This window comes from Mesorhizobium sp. B2-4-12, assembly GCF_006441575.1.
GTDB lineage: Bacteria > Pseudomonadota > Alphaproteobacteria > Rhizobiales > Rhizobiaceae > Mesorhizobium.
This window is the reverse complement of the sequence record NZ_VFVC01000005.1, coordinates 1-15902: the sequence shown is the minus strand read 5'-3', so window position 1 is coordinate 15902 and position 15902 is coordinate 1. Positions and strand designations below refer to the sequence as shown.

Annotated in this window: 16 protein-coding genes; 9 read left to right on the top strand and 7 right to left on the bottom strand. The window is 61.8% G+C overall.

From position 1 onward, the window contains the following. The first annotated feature begins 70 nt into the window (after positions 1 to 70). The 3 genes from FJ934_RS04585 to FJ934_RS04575 all read left to right on the top strand — a co-directional run bounded on the left by FJ934_RS04585 (position 71) and on the right by FJ934_RS04575 (position 1681). On the top strand, positions 71 to 469 hold the full coding sequence (locus FJ934_RS04585) for an NADH:ubiquinone oxidoreductase subunit NDUFA12 (RefSeq protein WP_140607477.1): 399 nt from the start codon (positions 71 to 73) through the stop codon (positions 467 to 469). A 142-nt stretch (positions 470 to 611) separates the two neighbouring features. After that, positions 612 to 1220, top strand: coding sequence for a DUF2155 domain-containing protein (locus tag FJ934_RS04580; RefSeq protein WP_140607476.1), 609 nt, complete (start codon positions 612 to 614; stop codon positions 1218 to 1220). A gap of 74 nt (positions 1221 to 1294) precedes the next feature. Further along, complete coding sequence (locus tag FJ934_RS04575) at positions 1295 to 1681, top strand: hypothetical protein (protein ID WP_140607475.1); 387 nt, start codon at positions 1295 to 1297, stop codon at positions 1679 to 1681. A gap of 10 nt (positions 1682 to 1691) precedes the next feature. Here the strand turns inward: FJ934_RS04575 and aat are convergent, their stop codons facing one another. The 6 genes from aat to FJ934_RS04545 form a co-directional block, all read right to left on the bottom strand. Beyond that, positions 1692 to 2309 (bottom strand): leucyl/phenylalanyl-tRNA--protein transferase, encoded by a 618-nt coding sequence (aat, locus tag FJ934_RS04570; RefSeq protein WP_140607474.1) that lies wholly within the window; start codon positions 2307 to 2309, stop codon positions 1692 to 1694. A gap of 12 nt (positions 2310 to 2321) precedes the next feature. Then, a complete protein-coding gene (gene accC, locus FJ934_RS04565) occupies positions 2322 to 3665 on the bottom strand; it encodes an acetyl-CoA carboxylase biotin carboxylase subunit (RefSeq protein WP_140607473.1) in 1344 nt (447 codons plus the stop codon). Between the two features lie 10 nt (positions 3666 to 3675). Next, positions 3676 to 4140 (bottom strand): acetyl-CoA carboxylase biotin carboxyl carrier protein, encoded by a 465-nt coding sequence (gene accB / locus FJ934_RS04560; protein ID WP_140607472.1) that lies wholly within the window; start codon positions 4138 to 4140, stop codon positions 3676 to 3678. Positions 4141 to 4166: 26 nt separating this feature from the next. Further along, complete coding sequence (aroQ, locus tag FJ934_RS04555) at positions 4167 to 4601, bottom strand: type II 3-dehydroquinate dehydratase (RefSeq protein WP_056566522.1); 435 nt, start codon at positions 4599 to 4601, stop codon at positions 4167 to 4169. A gap of 145 nt (positions 4602 to 4746) precedes the next feature. Continuing rightward, complete coding sequence (locus tag FJ934_RS04550) at positions 4747 to 5547, bottom strand: DsbA family protein (RefSeq protein WP_140607471.1); 801 nt, start codon at positions 5545 to 5547, stop codon at positions 4747 to 4749. 73 nt (positions 5548 to 5620) lie between these two features. After that, on the bottom strand, positions 5621 to 7012 hold the full coding sequence (locus tag FJ934_RS04545) for a M48 family metallopeptidase (RefSeq protein WP_140607470.1): 1392 nt from the start codon (positions 7010 to 7012) through the stop codon (positions 5621 to 5623). A gap of 333 nt (positions 7013 to 7345) precedes the next feature. On the opposite strand from FJ934_RS04545, the gene FJ934_RS04540 reads away from it, so the two are divergent. From FJ934_RS04540 to FJ934_RS04520, 5 genes are all read left to right on the top strand, one after another. Then, positions 7346 to 8368, top strand: a complete 1023-nt coding sequence (locus FJ934_RS04540; RefSeq protein WP_140607469.1) for a hypothetical protein — start codon at positions 7346 to 7348, stop codon at positions 8366 to 8368. An 81-nt stretch (positions 8369 to 8449) separates the two neighbouring features. Continuing rightward, positions 8450 to 9031, top strand: a complete 582-nt coding sequence (locus FJ934_RS04535) for a hypothetical protein (protein ID WP_140607468.1) — start codon at positions 8450 to 8452, stop codon at positions 9029 to 9031. Next, on the top strand, positions 9006 to 9227 hold the full coding sequence (locus FJ934_RS28205; RefSeq protein WP_140607467.1) for a hypothetical protein: 222 nt from the start codon (positions 9006 to 9008) through the stop codon (positions 9225 to 9227). Before FJ934_RS04535 ends, FJ934_RS28205 begins: the two co-directional genes overlap by 26 nt. After that, positions 9227 to 10375, top strand: coding sequence for an aminotransferase class I/II-fold pyridoxal phosphate-dependent enzyme (locus FJ934_RS04525; protein WP_140607466.1), 1149 nt, complete (start codon positions 9227 to 9229; stop codon positions 10373 to 10375). The genes FJ934_RS28205 and FJ934_RS04525 overlap by 1 nt, the downstream gene beginning before the upstream one ends. A 4-nt stretch (positions 10376 to 10379) precedes the next feature. Beyond that, the gene (locus tag FJ934_RS04520; RefSeq protein ID WP_140607465.1) at positions 10380 to 11309 is read left to right on the top strand and encodes a glutaminase; all 930 of its coding nucleotides are present in this window, start codon (positions 10380 to 10382) and stop codon (positions 11307 to 11309) included. 102 nt (positions 11310 to 11411) lie between these two features. On the opposite strand, the gene FJ934_RS04515 is transcribed toward FJ934_RS04520, so the two are convergent. Continuing rightward, positions 11412 to 14387 carry a ribonuclease E/G gene (locus tag FJ934_RS04515; protein WP_140607464.1) on the bottom strand — a complete coding sequence of 992 codons (2976 nt, stop codon included), beginning with the start codon at positions 14385 to 14387 and terminating at the stop codon, positions 11412 to 11414. 652 nt (positions 14388 to 15039) lie between these two features. Here FJ934_RS04515 and FJ934_RS04510 point away from each other — a divergent pair. Beyond that, on the top strand, positions 15040 to 15902 hold an 863-nt coding region (locus FJ934_RS04510; protein WP_140607463.1), incomplete at its 3' end, for an N-acetylmuramoyl-L-alanine amidase.

The following is a 15902-nucleotide window of genomic DNA, read 5'->3' as shown; positions in this document are numbered from 1 at the left end:
AACCCTTGCCTTCGCGAAGGCCTGACGCCATAAGCAGGAAATAGGCGCCGCCAGCGCGAAGGGTTCCGAAATGAAGACTTTCCTGACGCAGTTTTTCACCTGGTGGAACAGCCAGACGCTGGGGACGCGCCTGCACACCTGGCGATTCGGCAAGAAAGTCGGCCAGGACGAGACCGGCAATGTCTATTACGAGGGCGGCATCGATTCGGAAGGCCGCACGCGCCGCTGGGTCATCTACCGCAACTATTCGGAAGCCTCGGCGATCCCGCCCGGCTGGCACGGCTGGATCCATCACCGGGTCGATACGGCACCCCCGAGCGACAATTATAAGCCGCGCGACTGGCAGAAGCCGCATGAGCCCAATCTGACCGGTACGCCGGCGGCCTATCGCCCGAAGGGCTCGGTGCTGACCAACCAGCATCGCCCGCAGGTCACGGGCGACTACGATGCCTGGACACCCGGGTCGTAACGGCCCCGGTTTGTAACGGCGCAAAGGTGCAGGCCGGTCCTTTATCGCCACAATTGGCGTTTAGCTGCTTGCTGATCAGAAAACGGCGATTAGCCTTGGCGATCAACGGAATCACCTGGGCGCGAACCTCCGGTACCCCTGTATGAGTTTTTTCAACCTGATATCGACGGGCGGTCTCACGCTAGCCGCCGGCCTTGCCGTCAGCACCGCCGCCTTTGCGGCTTCGCCCGCGCCGGCTGCACCCGCCGCACCCGCGCCGGCGCCGCCCGCGGGATCCGATCGGATCACCAATCCGGTCGCCGAGTTCGCTGGCATCGACAAGATCACCGGCCGCATCATCACCTTCGATGTCTATATCAATGAGACGGTGCAGTTCGGCGCTTTGCAGGTGACGCCGCGCGTCTGCTATTCCCGGCCGCAGAACGAGGAGCCGAAGACCGATTCCTTCGTCGAGGTCGACGAGATCACGCTCGACCGCAAGATCCGCCGCATCTTCACGGGCTGGATGTTTGCCGAAAGCCCGGGTCTCAATGCCGTCGAACATGCCGTCTATGACGTCTGGCTGAAGGAATGCAAGCAGAAGTCGGATGTACCGGCGCCAGATGCCACCAAAGCTGACGCCACCAAGGCTGACGCTTCGAAGCCTGTCGCGGCCAAGCCCAAACCCGCTTCGGCCAAGCCGACGCCCGTGGCCACTCCGGACGTGGAACAGTCCGACCCCACGGAACCGGATACGACCACGACCAACTGATCCCCGGAACCGTCGCGGCCACCACACGTTGGACCACGCACGACCGCGCATCGGTGCGCGTGGAGGATATTGCGATGTCAGACAGCAAGCGACTTACGGCCAACAAGGCGGAATTGCTGGAACTCGAAAAGGGGTTCTGGACGGGCGATGAGGCCTACTACGCGGCCAATGCCGATACCGAGTGCCTAGTGGCGTTTCCGCAGATGGCGCAGGCCATGGATAACGCCGATCTGGCCAAGACCGCGTCGAAGCCCAACCGGTGGCGCAATCTGGACATCGAGCTCAAAGGAATAATCGAACCCGGCAGCGACATCGTCATGCTGACTTATGAGGCCCATGCGACGCGCGAGAATGGCGAACCCTACGCAGCGCTGGTCAGCACGGGCTACGTCCATCGCGTCAACGGCTGGAAGATGATGTTCCATTCGCAGACGCCGCTGGAAGCCGCCGCGGTGAAGTAAGGCAGATCCTTTACGGGAAAAAGGCCGCTTCGCCCTTCAGAGCCTCCGCCAGCAGCTTCTCATATTTGCCGCGCGGCACGTCGACCGCGCCGAAGCGCTTGAGATGCTCGGTGGTGAATTGCGTATCAAGCAGCGCGAAACCGCGTGACTTCAGGCGTTCGACAAGGTGCACGAGGCAAATTTTCGACGCATCCGTCTCCTTGGAAAACATGCTTTCGCCGAAGAACACCCGTCCGAGCGAGACGCCATAGAGGCCGCCGACCAGCCGCTCTTCGCGCCAGGCCTCGACCGAATGGCAATGACCCATGCGGTGCAGTTGCACATAGGCCTCGCGGATCGGCGCATTAATCCAGGTCGAGCGGCGCTCCTCACGCTTTTCGGCACAGCCGTCGATCGTCGCCTCGAAATCGAAGTCGAAGCGAATGTCGAACGGGTTCCTGCGAATCGCCTTCTTCAGGCTTTTGGGTATGTGGAAATCGTCGAGCGGTATGATGCCGCGCGTCTCCGGCCGCACCCAGAACACCTCCGGATCACCGGCACTTTCGGCCATCGGGAAGACGCCCGAGGCGTAGGCCTTGAGCAGAAGGTCGGTGGGTATGCGATAGCCAGGCGCGTAAGGACGGGTCATCGCGTCCCCGAACTATTCTTCCTTGGCCAGATATTTTTCCAGCCAATGGATGTCATAGTCGCCATTGGCGATGTCGGCATTGCCGACCAGGTCGCGAAACAGCGGCAATGTCGTCTTGATACCGTCGACGACGAATTCGTCAAGCGCCCGGCGCAGCCGCATCATGCATTCGACGCGATTGCGCCCGTGCACGATCAGTTTGCCGATCAGGCTGTCGTAGTAAGGCGGGATCTTGTAGCCTGAATAGACACCGGAATCGACGCGGATGCCGAGACCCCCAGGCGTGTGGAAATGGGTGATGGTGCCGGGCGAGGGCGTGAACGTGCGCGGATCCTCGGCATTGATGCGGCATTCGATGGCGTGGCCATTGAACTTGATGTCTTCCTGTTTGACCGAAAGTCCGCCGCCGGAAGCAACGCGGATCTGCTCGTGCACGAGATCGATGCCGGTGATCGCTTCCGTCACCGGATGCTCGACCTGCAGGCGTGTGTTCATCTCGATGAAATAGAACTCGCCGTTCTCGTAGAGGAATTCGATCGTGCCGGCACCGGAATAGCCGAGATCGGCGATGGCCTTGGCGCAGATGCCGCCGATCCGGGACCGCTCCTCGGCATTGAGTGCTGGCGAATTGGCCTCTTCCCAGACTTTCTGGTGACGCCGTTGCAGCGAACAATCGCGCTCGCCGAAGTGCACGCCGCGGCCAAAGCCGTCGCCGAACACCTGCACTTCGATGTGGCGCGGCTTCTGCAGGTATTTCTCGATATAGACGGCGTCGTCGCCGAAGGCGGCGCCCGCTTCCGAGCGCGCAGTCTGCAAGGCGACTTCGAGGTCGGCCTCGCTGTGGGCCACCTTCATGCCGCGCCCGCCGCCACCGGCCGATGCCTTGATGATCACGGGGTAGCCGATCTCGGCGGCGATCCGCTTGGCTTCCTTCTCCTCGCTCACCGCGCCGTCGGAACCTGGCACGACCGGAATGCCGAGACGCTTGGCGGTACGCTTGGCCTCGATCTTGTCGCCCATGATCCGGATATGATCGCCAGACGGGCCGATGAAGGTGATGTTGTGCGCGGCCAGGATATCGGCGAACTTGGCGTTTTCGGACAGGAAGCCGTAGCCCGGATGCACGGCGTCGGCGCCGGTGATCTCGCAGGCCGCGACGATCTGGTGGATGTTGAGATAGCTGTCGCGCGATGGCGGCGGGCCAATGCACACGCTTTCGTCGGCAAGCCGCACATGCATGGCGTCGGCGTCGGCGGTCGAATGCACCACCACCGTCTGGATGCCGAGTTCCTTGCAAGCGCGCAGAACCCGAAGCGCGATTTCGCCGCGATTGGCGATGAGGATCTTCTGGAACATCCGACCCGCTCTACTCGATCACGACGAGCGGCATGCCGTATTCGACCGGCTGCGCGTCCTCGAACAGGATCGCCGTCACCGTGCCGGCGCGCGGCGAGGGGATCTGGTTCATCGTCTTCATCGCTTCGATGATGAGCAGTGTCTGGCCTTCCTTGACCTTCTGGCCGATCTCGATGAACGCCTTGGCGTCCGGCGACGGCGCCAGGTAGGCGGTGCCGACCATCGGCGAGGCCACCGCGTTCTTCGATACGTCGACCGCCGCCGCCGGGGCGGCCGCGTTGGCAGGCTGGCCCGCAGCCGCCGGCGCATAGGTGGACTGGGGTGCCGCAATCGCATGGACGGCAGGTGCCTGCCGTGACACGCGCACCTTCAGGTCGCCCAGTTCAACCTCGATCTCGGTCAGGTTGGTGTCGTTCAGTATACCCGCAAGATCGCGGATAAGCTGCTGGTCAACACCGGTCTTCTTTATGGACATTTTCGAGCCTTCTGTTTGTTGACCGGTCATAGGCGTGCGGCCAGCGCCTGCAGCGCCAGCGTGTAGCCGAGCGGCCCAAAACCACAGATCATGCCGACGGCGACCGGCGCGACCATGGAGACATGACGGAATGATTCCCGCGCGTGGATGTTGGAAAGATGAACTTCGGCGACCGGTAATGGCGCCACCGAACGAATGGCGTCGTGGATCGCGATCGATGTATGGCTGTAGGCGCCCGGGTTGATGACGATACCGGCAGCCTTGTCGCCGGCTTCCTGGATCCAGTCGACAAGATCGCCCTCGTGGTTCGACTGGCGAAAATCGATCTCGAGCCCGAGTGATGTGCCCGCCTGCTTGCAGTCGTCGGCGATCGCGGCAAGCGTCTTGCCGCCATAGATGCCCGGCTCGCGCTTGCCGAGCGCGTTGAGATTGGGACCGTTCAGGACGAAAACCGTTTTCAAAAAAGCCGACCTTTTCCGGCGCCGGTATCAAACCGCCGCGCTGGCTCTCTATAATGGGCATAGCCGTCCGCGAAAAGAGCGCAAGTGCGTTCTTTCACTGTCCACAACAGGCCGAAATGCGACCGTGAGCAAAACCCGCGGCGGATCAAAGCGCGGCTTTCGCCGCCTCGATCTTTTCCGCAAGCACTTGCTGCCCGAGAGCTCCGAACACGACCTCGTTGCCGACGACATAGGACGGCGTTCCGGTGATCGACAGCTTGTTGGCGAGATCATAGGTCTTGGAGAAGGCCTCGGGGATCGACGGGTCCTTCATCTTCTCGCGCAATGTCGCCTCGTCGGCACCGAGCGAAAGCGCGATCTTGATCGCGGTCGCCTCGGTGGCGCGTCCCTGGCCGCCAAGCAGCGCGTTGTGGAACTCGCCGTACTTTTCCGGCATCATCAGGTGAAACGCCATCGAAACGAAGCTCGCCTTCTGCGAATCCGGGCCGAGGATCGGGAATTCCTTGAGCACGAAGCGCAGATCCGGATCGGTTTTGGTCAGCGCCCGCATGTCCTCGATGGCGCGTTTGCAGAAACCGCAATTGTAGTCGTAGAACTCGACGATCGTCACCTTGCCGTTCGGATTGCCGACGACGCCGTCGAAGGCGGAGTTGAAGATCTGGTCCTTGGCGTCCTTGATGACGCCAAGATGAGCGATGCGCTGCTCTTCCTTCTGTTTGGCCTCCAGCGCGTCCTGCACCTCGAGCAGCACTTCCGGGTTCTTCAAGAGATAGTCGCGGATGATTCCTTCGATCTCCGTGCGGTCGATCTTGGTATCGGCCACCGTCTGGACCGGCTGCGTCGTCCCGGCCTTCGCGACCTGTGGGCTGCCGGCCACGAAACCGAAAGCCAGCATGGCAAGGGCTACAGCGATCCCCGTGGTGCCCAGCAGCAGTGCCTTTTTCATCGTTTTCGTTCCTTTTACCTGTTTTCCCGGTCCGGCTGTGTCGTAGCGCGTGGCCGGAAGGTTCATGAGATTACTAGATCTTGCCTGACGATTTGTAATTTATGATGTCCTGGGCGCGTATCCAGCGCGGCTCGCCGCGCTTCATCCGCTGCTGCGCCCGCATGGCGAAGATCTTCGCGTCCTTGTAGTTGCCTGAATAGAAATGACCTTCGGCCGTGGCAAGCTCGGCGCCCGGTATGTCTCCCAATTCGCCGTAAGCCTGCGCCAGATAACGGTACCCCTCGGAATTTTCCTTGTCGCGACCCAGACCATTGTTGATCTGCACGACGGCTTTCTTGAGGGAATCAGGCGTACCGACAGCCATCAGCGCCTGGCCAAGCGAGACAGGCAGCAGGCCGGACCGCGCCGGATCGAGGCTGACCGCCTTGGCGTAGGCGTCCGTCGCTTCCCCAGGCTTGTTCGCCTTCATCAGTATGTCGCCGCGCAACTCCTGGAAGTAGGCATTCTTGGGTTGTGCCTTGATCAGGGCGTTGGTCTTGACGAGCGCTGCGGGAAGATTGCCGTAAAGGTAGGTCGACTGGGCATCGCCATATTGCGCGGCCAGGCTGCCCCGCATCTTTTGCATCAGCCGCGCCGCGGCGGCCTGGCCTCCCATGTAGACGGCGATCTTAACCCGCATCATGTCATGGCGCTGCTGCAGCGCCGGCGGATCGAGCTTGTCGACATTGGGGCTCTGTTTGACCAGCACTTGGAGGTTGGCGATTCGCTCTTGCGGCATCGGATGGCTGATCCGGTAGGGATCGATCTGGGCGCCCGACAACGACAAGGCCGTCTGGAAGCGGGCAAAGGTCTTCAGCATGCCCATGCCGGACTGACCGGTGGCATTGAGATAGGTGATCGCGGAGCGGTCGGCCGTGATCTCCTCGGTGCGCTGGTAGGCAAGGATGCTGCGCTGGGCCATCTCGCCGCCGCCGGCGGCGACGCCCATGCCTGCGCCGGCAAGGCCGCGGCTGTTGGTGGTCGCACCGGCGACGATCGCGCCGGCACCAAGCAATGTCGCGATGACGGCCATCGTCTTGGCGCGCTCGAGCTGGTCACGCAATTTCTGCTGGTGACCGCCGGCCAAATGGCCGGCTTCGTGCGCGATGACGCCAATGATTTCGTTGGGCGTCTCAGCCATCATCAGCGCGCCGGTGTTGATGAACATCCGGCGTCCGGTGACGAAGGCGTTGAAGCTGGAATCGTTGACCAGCACGATGTCTATGCCATCATTCGCCAATCCGGCAGCCCTGAAGATCGGCCGTGCGTAATCGCGCACCAGAGCCTCGATCTCGGCATCACGTATCACAGGCACGCCTTGGGCAAAGGCGGTGACCGAACTCGCCACGGCAACGGCGAAGCCGAGCGAAAGCGTGGCGAAGACACGCGCTGCCCGGGCTATCGTCGGTCTGGGTCGGCTCAACATAATGTGTCCACTGGTAGACGAGCGGGCGAAAGATGAAAAGTCGGCACCGGAAAAACTTCCTCAACTTGTGATACCCACAGGATTGGGGGCATCATTTTGTTGGGGCCTTCATCGTCAATTTTTATCGATAAAATCAATCGCTTAAATGGGCAAGCTGAATTGCCAAAACTGTCTCTCTTTCGCTGTGCGCGTACCATATCAGTGCGACTTAAAGCAATCCGGACAAGGTTGGTAGTTGCCAAGCACCGGAGAAGGGCGCAGTATTGCAATCACCGGATAGCGGCCTGGCTCAATGCGAGCCTCGGCAATGGCACCGGGTAACAGGAGAGTCACATGACCACCGCTACACAAGCGGCGTCTTCGACGTCGCCCCTTTCTCTGCTTCCCACCCTCGATATCGAAGCATGCAACAGCCCGATGTGGCACGACTTCATCGATCGGCTGCATACGTGGGCCCAGGATAACGTGTCCTTTGCGGATGATTTCGAGCACCCTGACGGGTGGACAAATGTCGATGTTGAGTGGGCCGCCAAGGCCTGGATCCGGAACACCGCCAATAGGCCGCCGTCCCTTGCCAACACCAAATACCTCTGCCACCAGGTGGAGATCCGTGAATTCCAGCCGACTGGTGTCCCGCTGGTCTTCGACATTGACGGCAATGGCATCGATCTGCAGCACCGTTGCCTGGCAACTCTCATCACCGGCATTACGGTCAAACACTACGTTGTCAATCAAGTTGACCGGATTCCGAGCGTTTTTGCCTATTTCGATCAAGGCAAACCGCGCACGCACGCAGAGATCCTGGTGACTGCTGGCTACGGCTCGATGTCTGGTCCTTTGGCGGGTGCCTGCAAGATGGCGATGCACCTCGATGCTGATTGCTACACCGCCTCCAAGGTGCAGAGCCTGGGCAAGATCGCGCCCAAGGTGATGCTCGACTACCTGCTCGCCAATCCCGCGCTGCGCACTGCGGCGAACCTGATGCATGGCGAACACAAGGCAATTACCAAGAAGGTGATCTTCAAGCCGGATGTGGCGACGGTACTGGCTTTCGAGATCATCAAGGCGCACGACGAAAACACGGCCGACGAGTTCTTCGAAGATCTCGCCAACGAGCGTGGTGACGCGGCGCGCGCTTCCGGCGATCCGATCGCTGTAATGCAATATGAGCTGATCAACGATCTCAACAGCATCGACCCGATGGAGCGCCACCAGGTACTCGGCCTCTGCATTAAGGGCTTCAATGCCTGGCTGAAGCAGGAGGCGGTCAAGAAGCTCGCTCTGCGCGTCAATGAGGTGTTTCCGTCTGTATGGGGCAAGGCAGAGGCGCTGGCTGCGGCCAAAGCCGCCGAGTAACCCAGACCAGTCGGACAACCTGGAGAGGGGAAGCCGTTGCTTCCCCCTCCTTGTCCGCGCTCTCAACGACTGGGGATTGCCATGAGCACGAAAGAGAAGAACCGGCGTGATGGTCGCGACAAACACAACATCACAGTTCATCGTAACAAGACAGAATGGAAGGCGCTGGTCGAGGCCGCCGGTCACCGGGGTACGAACATAGCGGCTCTGGTTGATCGCTATCTCCTTGACTACGCAGCCAACACAACGGCTAACCGCGTCAGCAAAAAGATGTTTGTCGCGCCGGTGCTGCAGCAGGCCACTCTGACACCTGAACAGGTCGACCCGGACTTCAAGGGTTCTGTCATCGAGTTCACCCGGCTGCATGGCTACATCACATTGCACACGAAGACAGAGAAAGAATTGCATGCGGCAGCCCGGCGTGGCGCGACTCTAATTGCCGCCTTGCGCGAGATCGAGTTGCCACCGACAGTGGATCCGGGTGATTTGCAAGCTTGGATTCAGGAAGGCCAGACGGACGGCGGTAAACGCGATGAGCGATTGCTGCGCAAGATCCACGAGGTGCGCTCACTGATCACCGGCAAGCTGCCGACAGTCCTCGACGAGATCGAGACCTGGCTAACCGATCTTCGGAAAGTTGGACCTGCAGCAGAAGCTGAATGATCAGCAGGCAGGCGATTACCACTGCGGCGATCTTGACCTCGCGATTGATGGACTCCTCTATCGGGATTACGTCTCCCGGAAGATCGAGGCGAGCGCGACGGTGCTTCCGTTGAGCCGGCCAATTCCAGGAAATCGCGCATCCGGTTACCGTCCGGAATTGCGCCAACAAAAGCGGCAGCTTGGACGAGGGGTCTAATGGTCGTTTCACTCTCACGCCGCGGCAATGTAGAGCCATTCCACGCCATGGATGTGCTGGCCGAAGCGAACCGGCTGAAGGCCCAAGGCGTACCGGTGATTTCCATGGCGGTCGGCCAGCCGTCCGACCCGGCGCCCGCACGCGTTCGCGCCGCGGCGGCCAAGGCCCTGGAGGATGGCCGCATAGGCTACACCGACACGCTCGGTCTGGCCGGTCTACGCAAAGCGATTGCGGGGCACTACGCTGATCATTATGGGCTTGATGTCGATCCCGGCCGGATCGCGGTGACGACAGGATCGTCGGCGGCCTTCAATCTCGCTTTCCTGGCGATGTTCGATCCGGGCGACCGCGTCGCCATCGCCGCGCCCGGCTACCCCGCCTATCGCAACATCATGGCGGCGCTCGGCATCGATGTGGTCGAGATCGAACTCGGCGATGAGGCTTACTTGCATGCCGGTCATCTGGAGACCGCGCACCGCGAGAAGCCGCTGAAGGGCGTGCTGTTTGCAAGCCCTGCCAATCCGACCGGCGCGGTCATACCGGCCGACGAACTGTCGGCTCTGATCAGGACGGCGGAGACCCTGGGGATCGCCGTCATCTCCGACGAAATCTACCATCGGCTGGCCTACGCCGCGCCTGACACGACGGCGCTTCGCTACGGCAACAGCGTGACGGTGATCAATTCCTTCTCGAAATATTACTGCATGACCGGCTGGCGCATCGGTTGGATGGTCTTGCCGGAAGAGTTGGTGCGGCCCGTCGAGCGGATCGCCCAGAGCCTCTACATCTCGCCGCCGGAACTGTCGCAGATCGCGGCGATCGAGGCCTTTGCCGCCACCGAGGAACTGGAAGCGGTGAAGGGTCGCTACGCCTGGAATCGCGAGCTCCTGATGAAACGTCTGCCCGAACTCGGTTTCCCGCTGGCCGCGCCCATGGACGGTGCCTTCTACGCTTTTTGCGATGTCACCCGGCACACCAACGACAGCATGGCCTTCGCGCGCAGGATGCTGGCCGAGGCGCATGTGGCGGCGACGCCGGGCCGTGACTTCGACACCCAGGCGGGGCACCGCACGATGCGGTTTTCCTATGCCGGCAGCCACGACGACATGGTCGAGGCGCTGACGCGCATCGACCGCTGGTTGAGGTAGCCCCATGCCGGAACTCGAGCAGGCGCTGGCCGAGGTCGCCGCCGAAATGGCCGAACGCACCGATCGCGGCGAGGTCGCTTCCTATATCCCGCAACTGAGCAAGGTTGACCCAAGGAAATTCGGCATCGCCGCCGTCACCAATGACGGCCGCGTGCTGATGGCGGGCGATGCCGAACAGGCCTTTTCGATCCAGAGCATCTCCAAGGTATTCACCCTGACGCTCGCGCTCGGCAATGTCGGCGACGCATTGTGGAAGCGGGTAGGGCGCGAACCCTCGGGCAATCCCTTCAACTCGATCGTCCAGCTCGAGCACGAGAACGGCATTCCGCGCAACCCGTTCATCAATGCCGGTGCCATCGTCGTTTCCGACATCCTGCTTGCCGGCCACCAGCCGCGCGAGGCGATCGGCGAGATCCTGCGCTTCATCCAGTTCCTCGCCGACGACGAGACGATCATTATCGACCGCGAGGTCGCCGCGTCTGAGCGCGCCACCGGCTATCGCAACTTCGCGCTCGCCAACTACATGAAATCCTTCGGCAACCTTCATCATGCGCCAGAGCTGGCGCTGGGCGTCTATTTCCACCACTGCGCCATCGCCATGAGCTGCCGGCAACTGGCCATGGCCGGCCGCTTCCTCGCCAATGGCGGTAAGAACCCGGCGACCGGGCATTCCGTGGTGTCGGCGGAGCGGGCACGGCGCATCGGCGCCATGATGCTGACCTGCGGCCACTATGACGGCTCGGGCGACTTCGCCTTTCGCGTCGGCATTCCCGGTAAGAGCGGTGTCGGCGGCGGCATATTGGGCATCGTGCCGGGCATTGCCTCGCTTGCCGTCTGGTCGCCGGGTCTCAATGCCAACGGCAATTCCAAGCTGGGTTCGATCGCGCTGGAAAAGCTGGCCAGGATGATGAACTGGTCGATCTTCGCGCCTTGAAACTTCGCGCCCTGTTGGCCGCCCGATATGAAAAATCCCGCGCCGTATGTCGATTGGCGCGGGATTTTGTTATCAAAAAATCATTTCAAGCCATTGAAAGGCTTAGAAAAAGCCTTTCCGCTGCCACCAGCCGGCACGCTTCGGCTTTTCCTCGGCCTTGACTTCCGGCTCATCGTCGACGGTCGACGAAACCACCGGCACGACCGGTGCATCGATGGCGGCCGGCTTGCGTCGCGATGGCCGGGCCTTTGAAGGCTCCTCTTCGACCTCAGCGGCAGTCACCGGAGTCTCAACCGGCGTTTCCGCGGCCGCTTCGACAACGCTTGTCTCGGCGACGGCCTCGGCGGTTGCCTTCTTCGGTTTGGCCGCACGGCGCGCCCGCTTGGGCTTCTCTGTGCTTGGCACCTCGTCGCTGACCGGAGCCACTACCGGCTCTTCCATCGCGGCAACGGCAACCGGTTCGATCGACGCGGGCTCGCTTTCCGAAGCATCAGCCTCGGACGGCTCGGTCGTTTCGCCGGCACTTGCCTCGGCCTCGCCTTCGCCGTCTTCGCGACGGTTGCGCTTGCCGCCGCGCTTGCCGCGCCGGCGCTTCTTGCCCTGGCTGTCGTCCGACGCCTGCGTTGCCTCATCCAACGCACTGGCAGCGACCGGGGCGGCATCGTCGGTTTCGGTCTCGTCATTGACCTCCGCGTCTGTCTGATCGGAGAAATCTCCGGCCGGAGCAGAGATGGACGAGCCGTCGGCCGGCGCGCCATGCTCACGGTCGCGATCCCTGCCGCCACGACGTCTGCGGCGCTTGCGGCGCTTGCGGTCGCGGCCTTCGCCATCCTCGCCACCGGCAGGCCGCGGCTGTTGGTGCTGCTGCGGCTGTTGGCGAGGCTGCTCTGCCTGCGCCGATGCCTCATCCTCTTCCTCAACGACGACAATCTCGTCCTCGGGCTCTTCCGGCTCGACATAGGCTGGCAGGCTGCGCACCTCCACGAAGCCTTCGGGCTTTTCGGCTAGAGCACCGCGGAAGATCGCGTAGTGCTGCGCGCCTACCGCATCGTCGGCCTCGATGGTGATGGTCAGGCCGAAACGGCTTTCCAGTTCCACCAGCGTGCCGCGTTTGTGGTTGAGCACATAGAGTGCTGTCGCCGCCGGCGTGCGAACCGTGATGTGACTGCGCGAATCCTTGAGCAGGAATTCCTCGATCGCCCGCACCACCATCAGCGCGACCGAAGAATCGGAGCGCACATGGCCGGTGCCGCCGCAATGCGGGCACGGCTTCATGGTCGATTCCAGCACGCTGGCGCGGATGCGCTGACGCGACATCTCCATCAAGCCGAAATGCGAGATGCGCCCGACCTGGATGCGGGCACGATCGTTCTTGAGGTGATCCTTCAGCCGCTTCTCTACGGAGCGGTTGTTGCGGTTCTCCTCCATGTCGATGAAGTCGATGACGATCAGGCCGGCAAGGTCGCGCAGCCTGAGCTGGCGGGCCACCTCTTCGGCCGCTTCCAGATTGGTGTGGAGCGCGGTGTCCTCGATCGAGTGCTCCTTGGTGGAGCGGCCCGAATTGACGTCGATGGCAACCAGCGCCTCGGTCTGGTTGATAATGATGTAGCCGCCGCTCTTCAGCGTCACCTGCGGCTGCAGCATGCGGTCGAGTTGCGCCTCGATGCCGTTGCGCACGAAGATCGGTGTCGTGTCGCGGAACGGCTGAACCACCTTGGCGTGGCTCGGCATCAGCATGCGCATGAAGTCCTTGGCCTCGCGATAGCCTTCCTCACCCGAGACAAGGATCTCGTCGATATCCTTGTTGTAGAGGTCGCGCACCGAACGCTTGATCAGGCTGCCTTCCTCATAGACGAGGGCAGGGGCGGTGGATTGAAGCGTGAGATTGCGCACGTTCTCCCAGAGCCGCATCAGATATTCATAATCGCGCTTGATCTCGGCCTTCGTGCGGCTCTCGCCGGCGGTGCGCAGGATGACGCCCATGCCTTGCGGCACTTCGAGATCGGCAACCACTTCCTTGAGGCGCTTGCGGTCGACCGCGCTGGTGATCTTGCGTGAAATGCCGCCACCGCGCGCCGTGTTCGGCATCAGCACCGAATAGCGGCCGGCAAGCGACAGATAGGTGGTGAGTGCGGCGCCCTTGTTGCCGCGCTCCTCCTTGACGACCTGCACCAGCAGGATCTGCCGACGCTTGATGACTTCCTGGATCTTGTACTGGCGACGCACCGGCTTGCGGCGGTTGCGCACTTCTTCCAGCGCATCCTCCGCACCGACCGATTCGACCTCATGATCGTCGGGATGCGAGGACTGCACCTCCTCCAGCATGCCACGATCATTGTCGGTGGAGGTGGCTTCGCTGCCCTGTTCCGCCTGCGGGGCGGGCTCGGAAATCACATCGGCTTCGACGGAGGCGGCGATCGAAGTAGAACCGCCGTCGCGGGTCTCGTTTTCGCCCTCTTCGGAAGAAGAGTCGCCCTGTTCGGAAGGGCCTTCATCATGGTGGGATTCATCGGCGTGTTCGGATGCATCGACATGTTCGGAGGTATCCGCCGCATGTTCGATGGTTTCCGAAACGTGGGAGGTGTCCTCGGCGATGACGTCAGCGCCATGGCCGTTGTCCTCACCTGTCTCGCCGGCGGCTTCGTTTGCCTCGTCGGAATCGGCTGAACCGGCATCGCGCTTGTGCTCGGCACGGTCGCGGCTCTTGCCGCCGCGCCGGCGTCCGCGCCGTCCGCGGTCACGGTTCTGGCGATCGTCGCCATCGCCATCCTCGTCCTCCTCGTCTTCGGCCTCCTGCGCTTCCGCGCGCAGCAGTGCCTGACGGTCGGCGACCGGAATCTGGTAGTAGTCGGGGTGTATTTCACTGAAGGCGAGAAAACCGTGACGGTTGCCGCCATATTCGACAAAAGCTGCCTGAAGGGAGGGTTCGACGCGCGTTACGCGGGCGAGATAGATATTTCCTTTGAGCTGCTTCTTGTCCTGGGATTCAAAGTCGAATTCTTCGATACGGTTACCGCGTACGACGACAACGCGTGTTTCCTCCGGGTGGGAGGCGTCTATCAGCATTTTGTTGGGCATTATTTCGTTTCCCCCCGGCAGCCGTCAGCCGCAGCTGGCGGGGCAAAGCCCGCTGCTGTGTGTCTGGATGAATGTGGGTGCCGGATAATTGAACGTCCGCCGGACGCTGCCCGCGTGTCATGGCGGTGCCGCCCGCAGCCATATTGGCGCGGTTTGATGCGGACCTTTCAATGATTGCGCTTGAAGCCATCGTCACCAGCAGAACCTTTGAACCAAAGCCCGGAAACCGGACCAGCTTGTTTGCTCATACAGAGCCGGCACGGGAACAAACCCGGCCGTTTTCCTCACGCAGGCGATTCCCCCGCCACGGGCGCACACCTGCGAAATTCGTCGCGATCACCTGTAGCCTTCTCGCGTGAAGCGAAAGGAGCCGCCTTTCATCTGACCCTGTAGCAGGAAGCTGCGGAGGAGGGCGGTTCCAGGATTGCAGTGATCCACCATCGCTTTTATGATTTGGCGGGTTGGAAGGCAACCCCGATTTCCGATGCCGGCAAAAAGCAGTTCCGCAGCGTAAGCCTGGGTTCCGACCTTGCATGAAAAGGCTTGGTTAACCTTCTCTGGATACCAATCGTTAATCGGGTTCGCGGCCTAACCGGCACTTCGATGAAACGAGCAGGCGCCTGGCGCCAAACCGTGAGCGACTGGAAGAGAGATGGGACTGGCAGACTTCACAGACAAGGGATGTCGTGTTGGCGGCCAGATTCTCGGCGCCTTCCGTCTCCTGCTGCTGATGGCGATTTTCCTTGCGTGCTCCTCCGTTGCCGATGCCGCCGATGCACCGCTCGTGGCGAAGGGTTACAAGATGGCGGGCGATGCCACCAAGATGCGCATCGTCATGGATTTCGATCGCGAGCCGGACATCAAATGGTTCCTGCTGCGTGGGCCCAATCGTCTGGTCATCGATCTTGCGAATACCAGGCTGGCCATCGACGCCAAGGATCTGAAGCCGCGCGGCCTGGTCAAGGGCGTGCGGCTGGGCGAGATCGGCGACGGCGTTTCGCGGCTGATCCTCACCGGCAAGGGGCCGTTCGCCGTCGACAAGCTCGATGTGCTCAAGAACGAGGACGGAACCGGCTATCGCATTGCCGTCGATATGTCGGCCGCGTCGGAACGTGAGTTCGACGCCGCCTTTGCCAACCAGGCGCTGACCACCGGTTCCACGGTTTCGACCGACAAGGGTGGGCGGGTCGGCACCGGCCCGGTCTCCAATCCGGGCCACCGCTTCACCGTCGTCCTCGATCCCGGCCATGGCGGTATCGACGGCGGCGCCGAGGGCCTGAACGGCACCATCGAGAAGAACGTCACACTGGCGTTTGCCACGGAGTTGCGCGACAAGCTCGCGGCTATCGGCAAATACGATGTCTTCATGACGCGTGACACCGATGAATATCTGCGCCTGGACGACCGCGTGCGCATCGCCCGCCAGCATGAGGCAGACCTGCTGATCTCGATCCATGCCGACACGATCAGCGTCAAGGGCATCCGTGGCGCCACCGTCTACACCGTCTCAGACAA

Excerpts from the sequence above, each read along its gene's own strand:
- FJ934_RS04580 (WP_140607476.1), top strand. The coding sequence starts at position 612 with ATGAGTTTTTTCAACCTGATATCGACGGGCGGTCTCACGCTAGCCGCC.
- FJ934_RS04585 (WP_140607477.1), top strand. The coding sequence starts at position 71 with ATGAAGACTTTCCTGACGCAGTTTTTCACCTGGTGGAACAGCCAGACG.
- accB (WP_140607472.1), bottom strand. The coding sequence starts at position 4,140 with ATGTCCATAAAGAAGACCGGTGTTGACCAGCAGCTTATCCGCGATCTT.
- aat (WP_140607474.1), bottom strand. The coding sequence starts at position 2,309 with ATGACCCGTCCTTACGCGCCTGGCTATCGCATACCCACCGACCTTCTG.
- FJ934_RS04535 (WP_140607468.1), top strand. The coding sequence starts at position 8,450 with ATGAGCACGAAAGAGAAGAACCGGCGTGATGGTCGCGACAAACACAAC.
- accC (WP_140607473.1), bottom strand. The coding sequence starts at position 3,665 with ATGTTCCAGAAGATCCTCATCGCCAATCGCGGCGAAATCGCGCTTCGG.
- FJ934_RS04525 (WP_140607466.1), top strand. The coding sequence starts at position 9,227 with ATGGTCGTTTCACTCTCACGCCGCGGCAATGTAGAGCCATTCCACGCC.
- FJ934_RS04515 (WP_140607464.1), bottom strand. The coding sequence starts at position 14,387 with ATGCCCAACAAAATGCTGATAGACGCCTCCCACCCGGAGGAAACACGC.
- FJ934_RS04550 (WP_140607471.1), bottom strand. The coding sequence starts at position 5,547 with ATGAAAAAGGCACTGCTGCTGGGCACCACGGGGATCGCTGTAGCCCTT.
- FJ934_RS04540 (WP_140607469.1), top strand. The coding sequence starts at position 7,346 with ATGACCACCGCTACACAAGCGGCGTCTTCGACGTCGCCCCTTTCTCTG.
- FJ934_RS04545 (WP_140607470.1), bottom strand. The coding sequence starts at position 7,012 with ATGTTGAGCCGACCCAGACCGACGATAGCCCGGGCAGCGCGTGTCTTC.
- FJ934_RS04575 (WP_140607475.1), top strand. The coding sequence starts at position 1,295 with ATGTCAGACAGCAAGCGACTTACGGCCAACAAGGCGGAATTGCTGGAA.
- FJ934_RS04520 (WP_140607465.1), top strand. The coding sequence starts at position 10,380 with ATGCCGGAACTCGAGCAGGCGCTGGCCGAGGTCGCCGCCGAAATGGCC.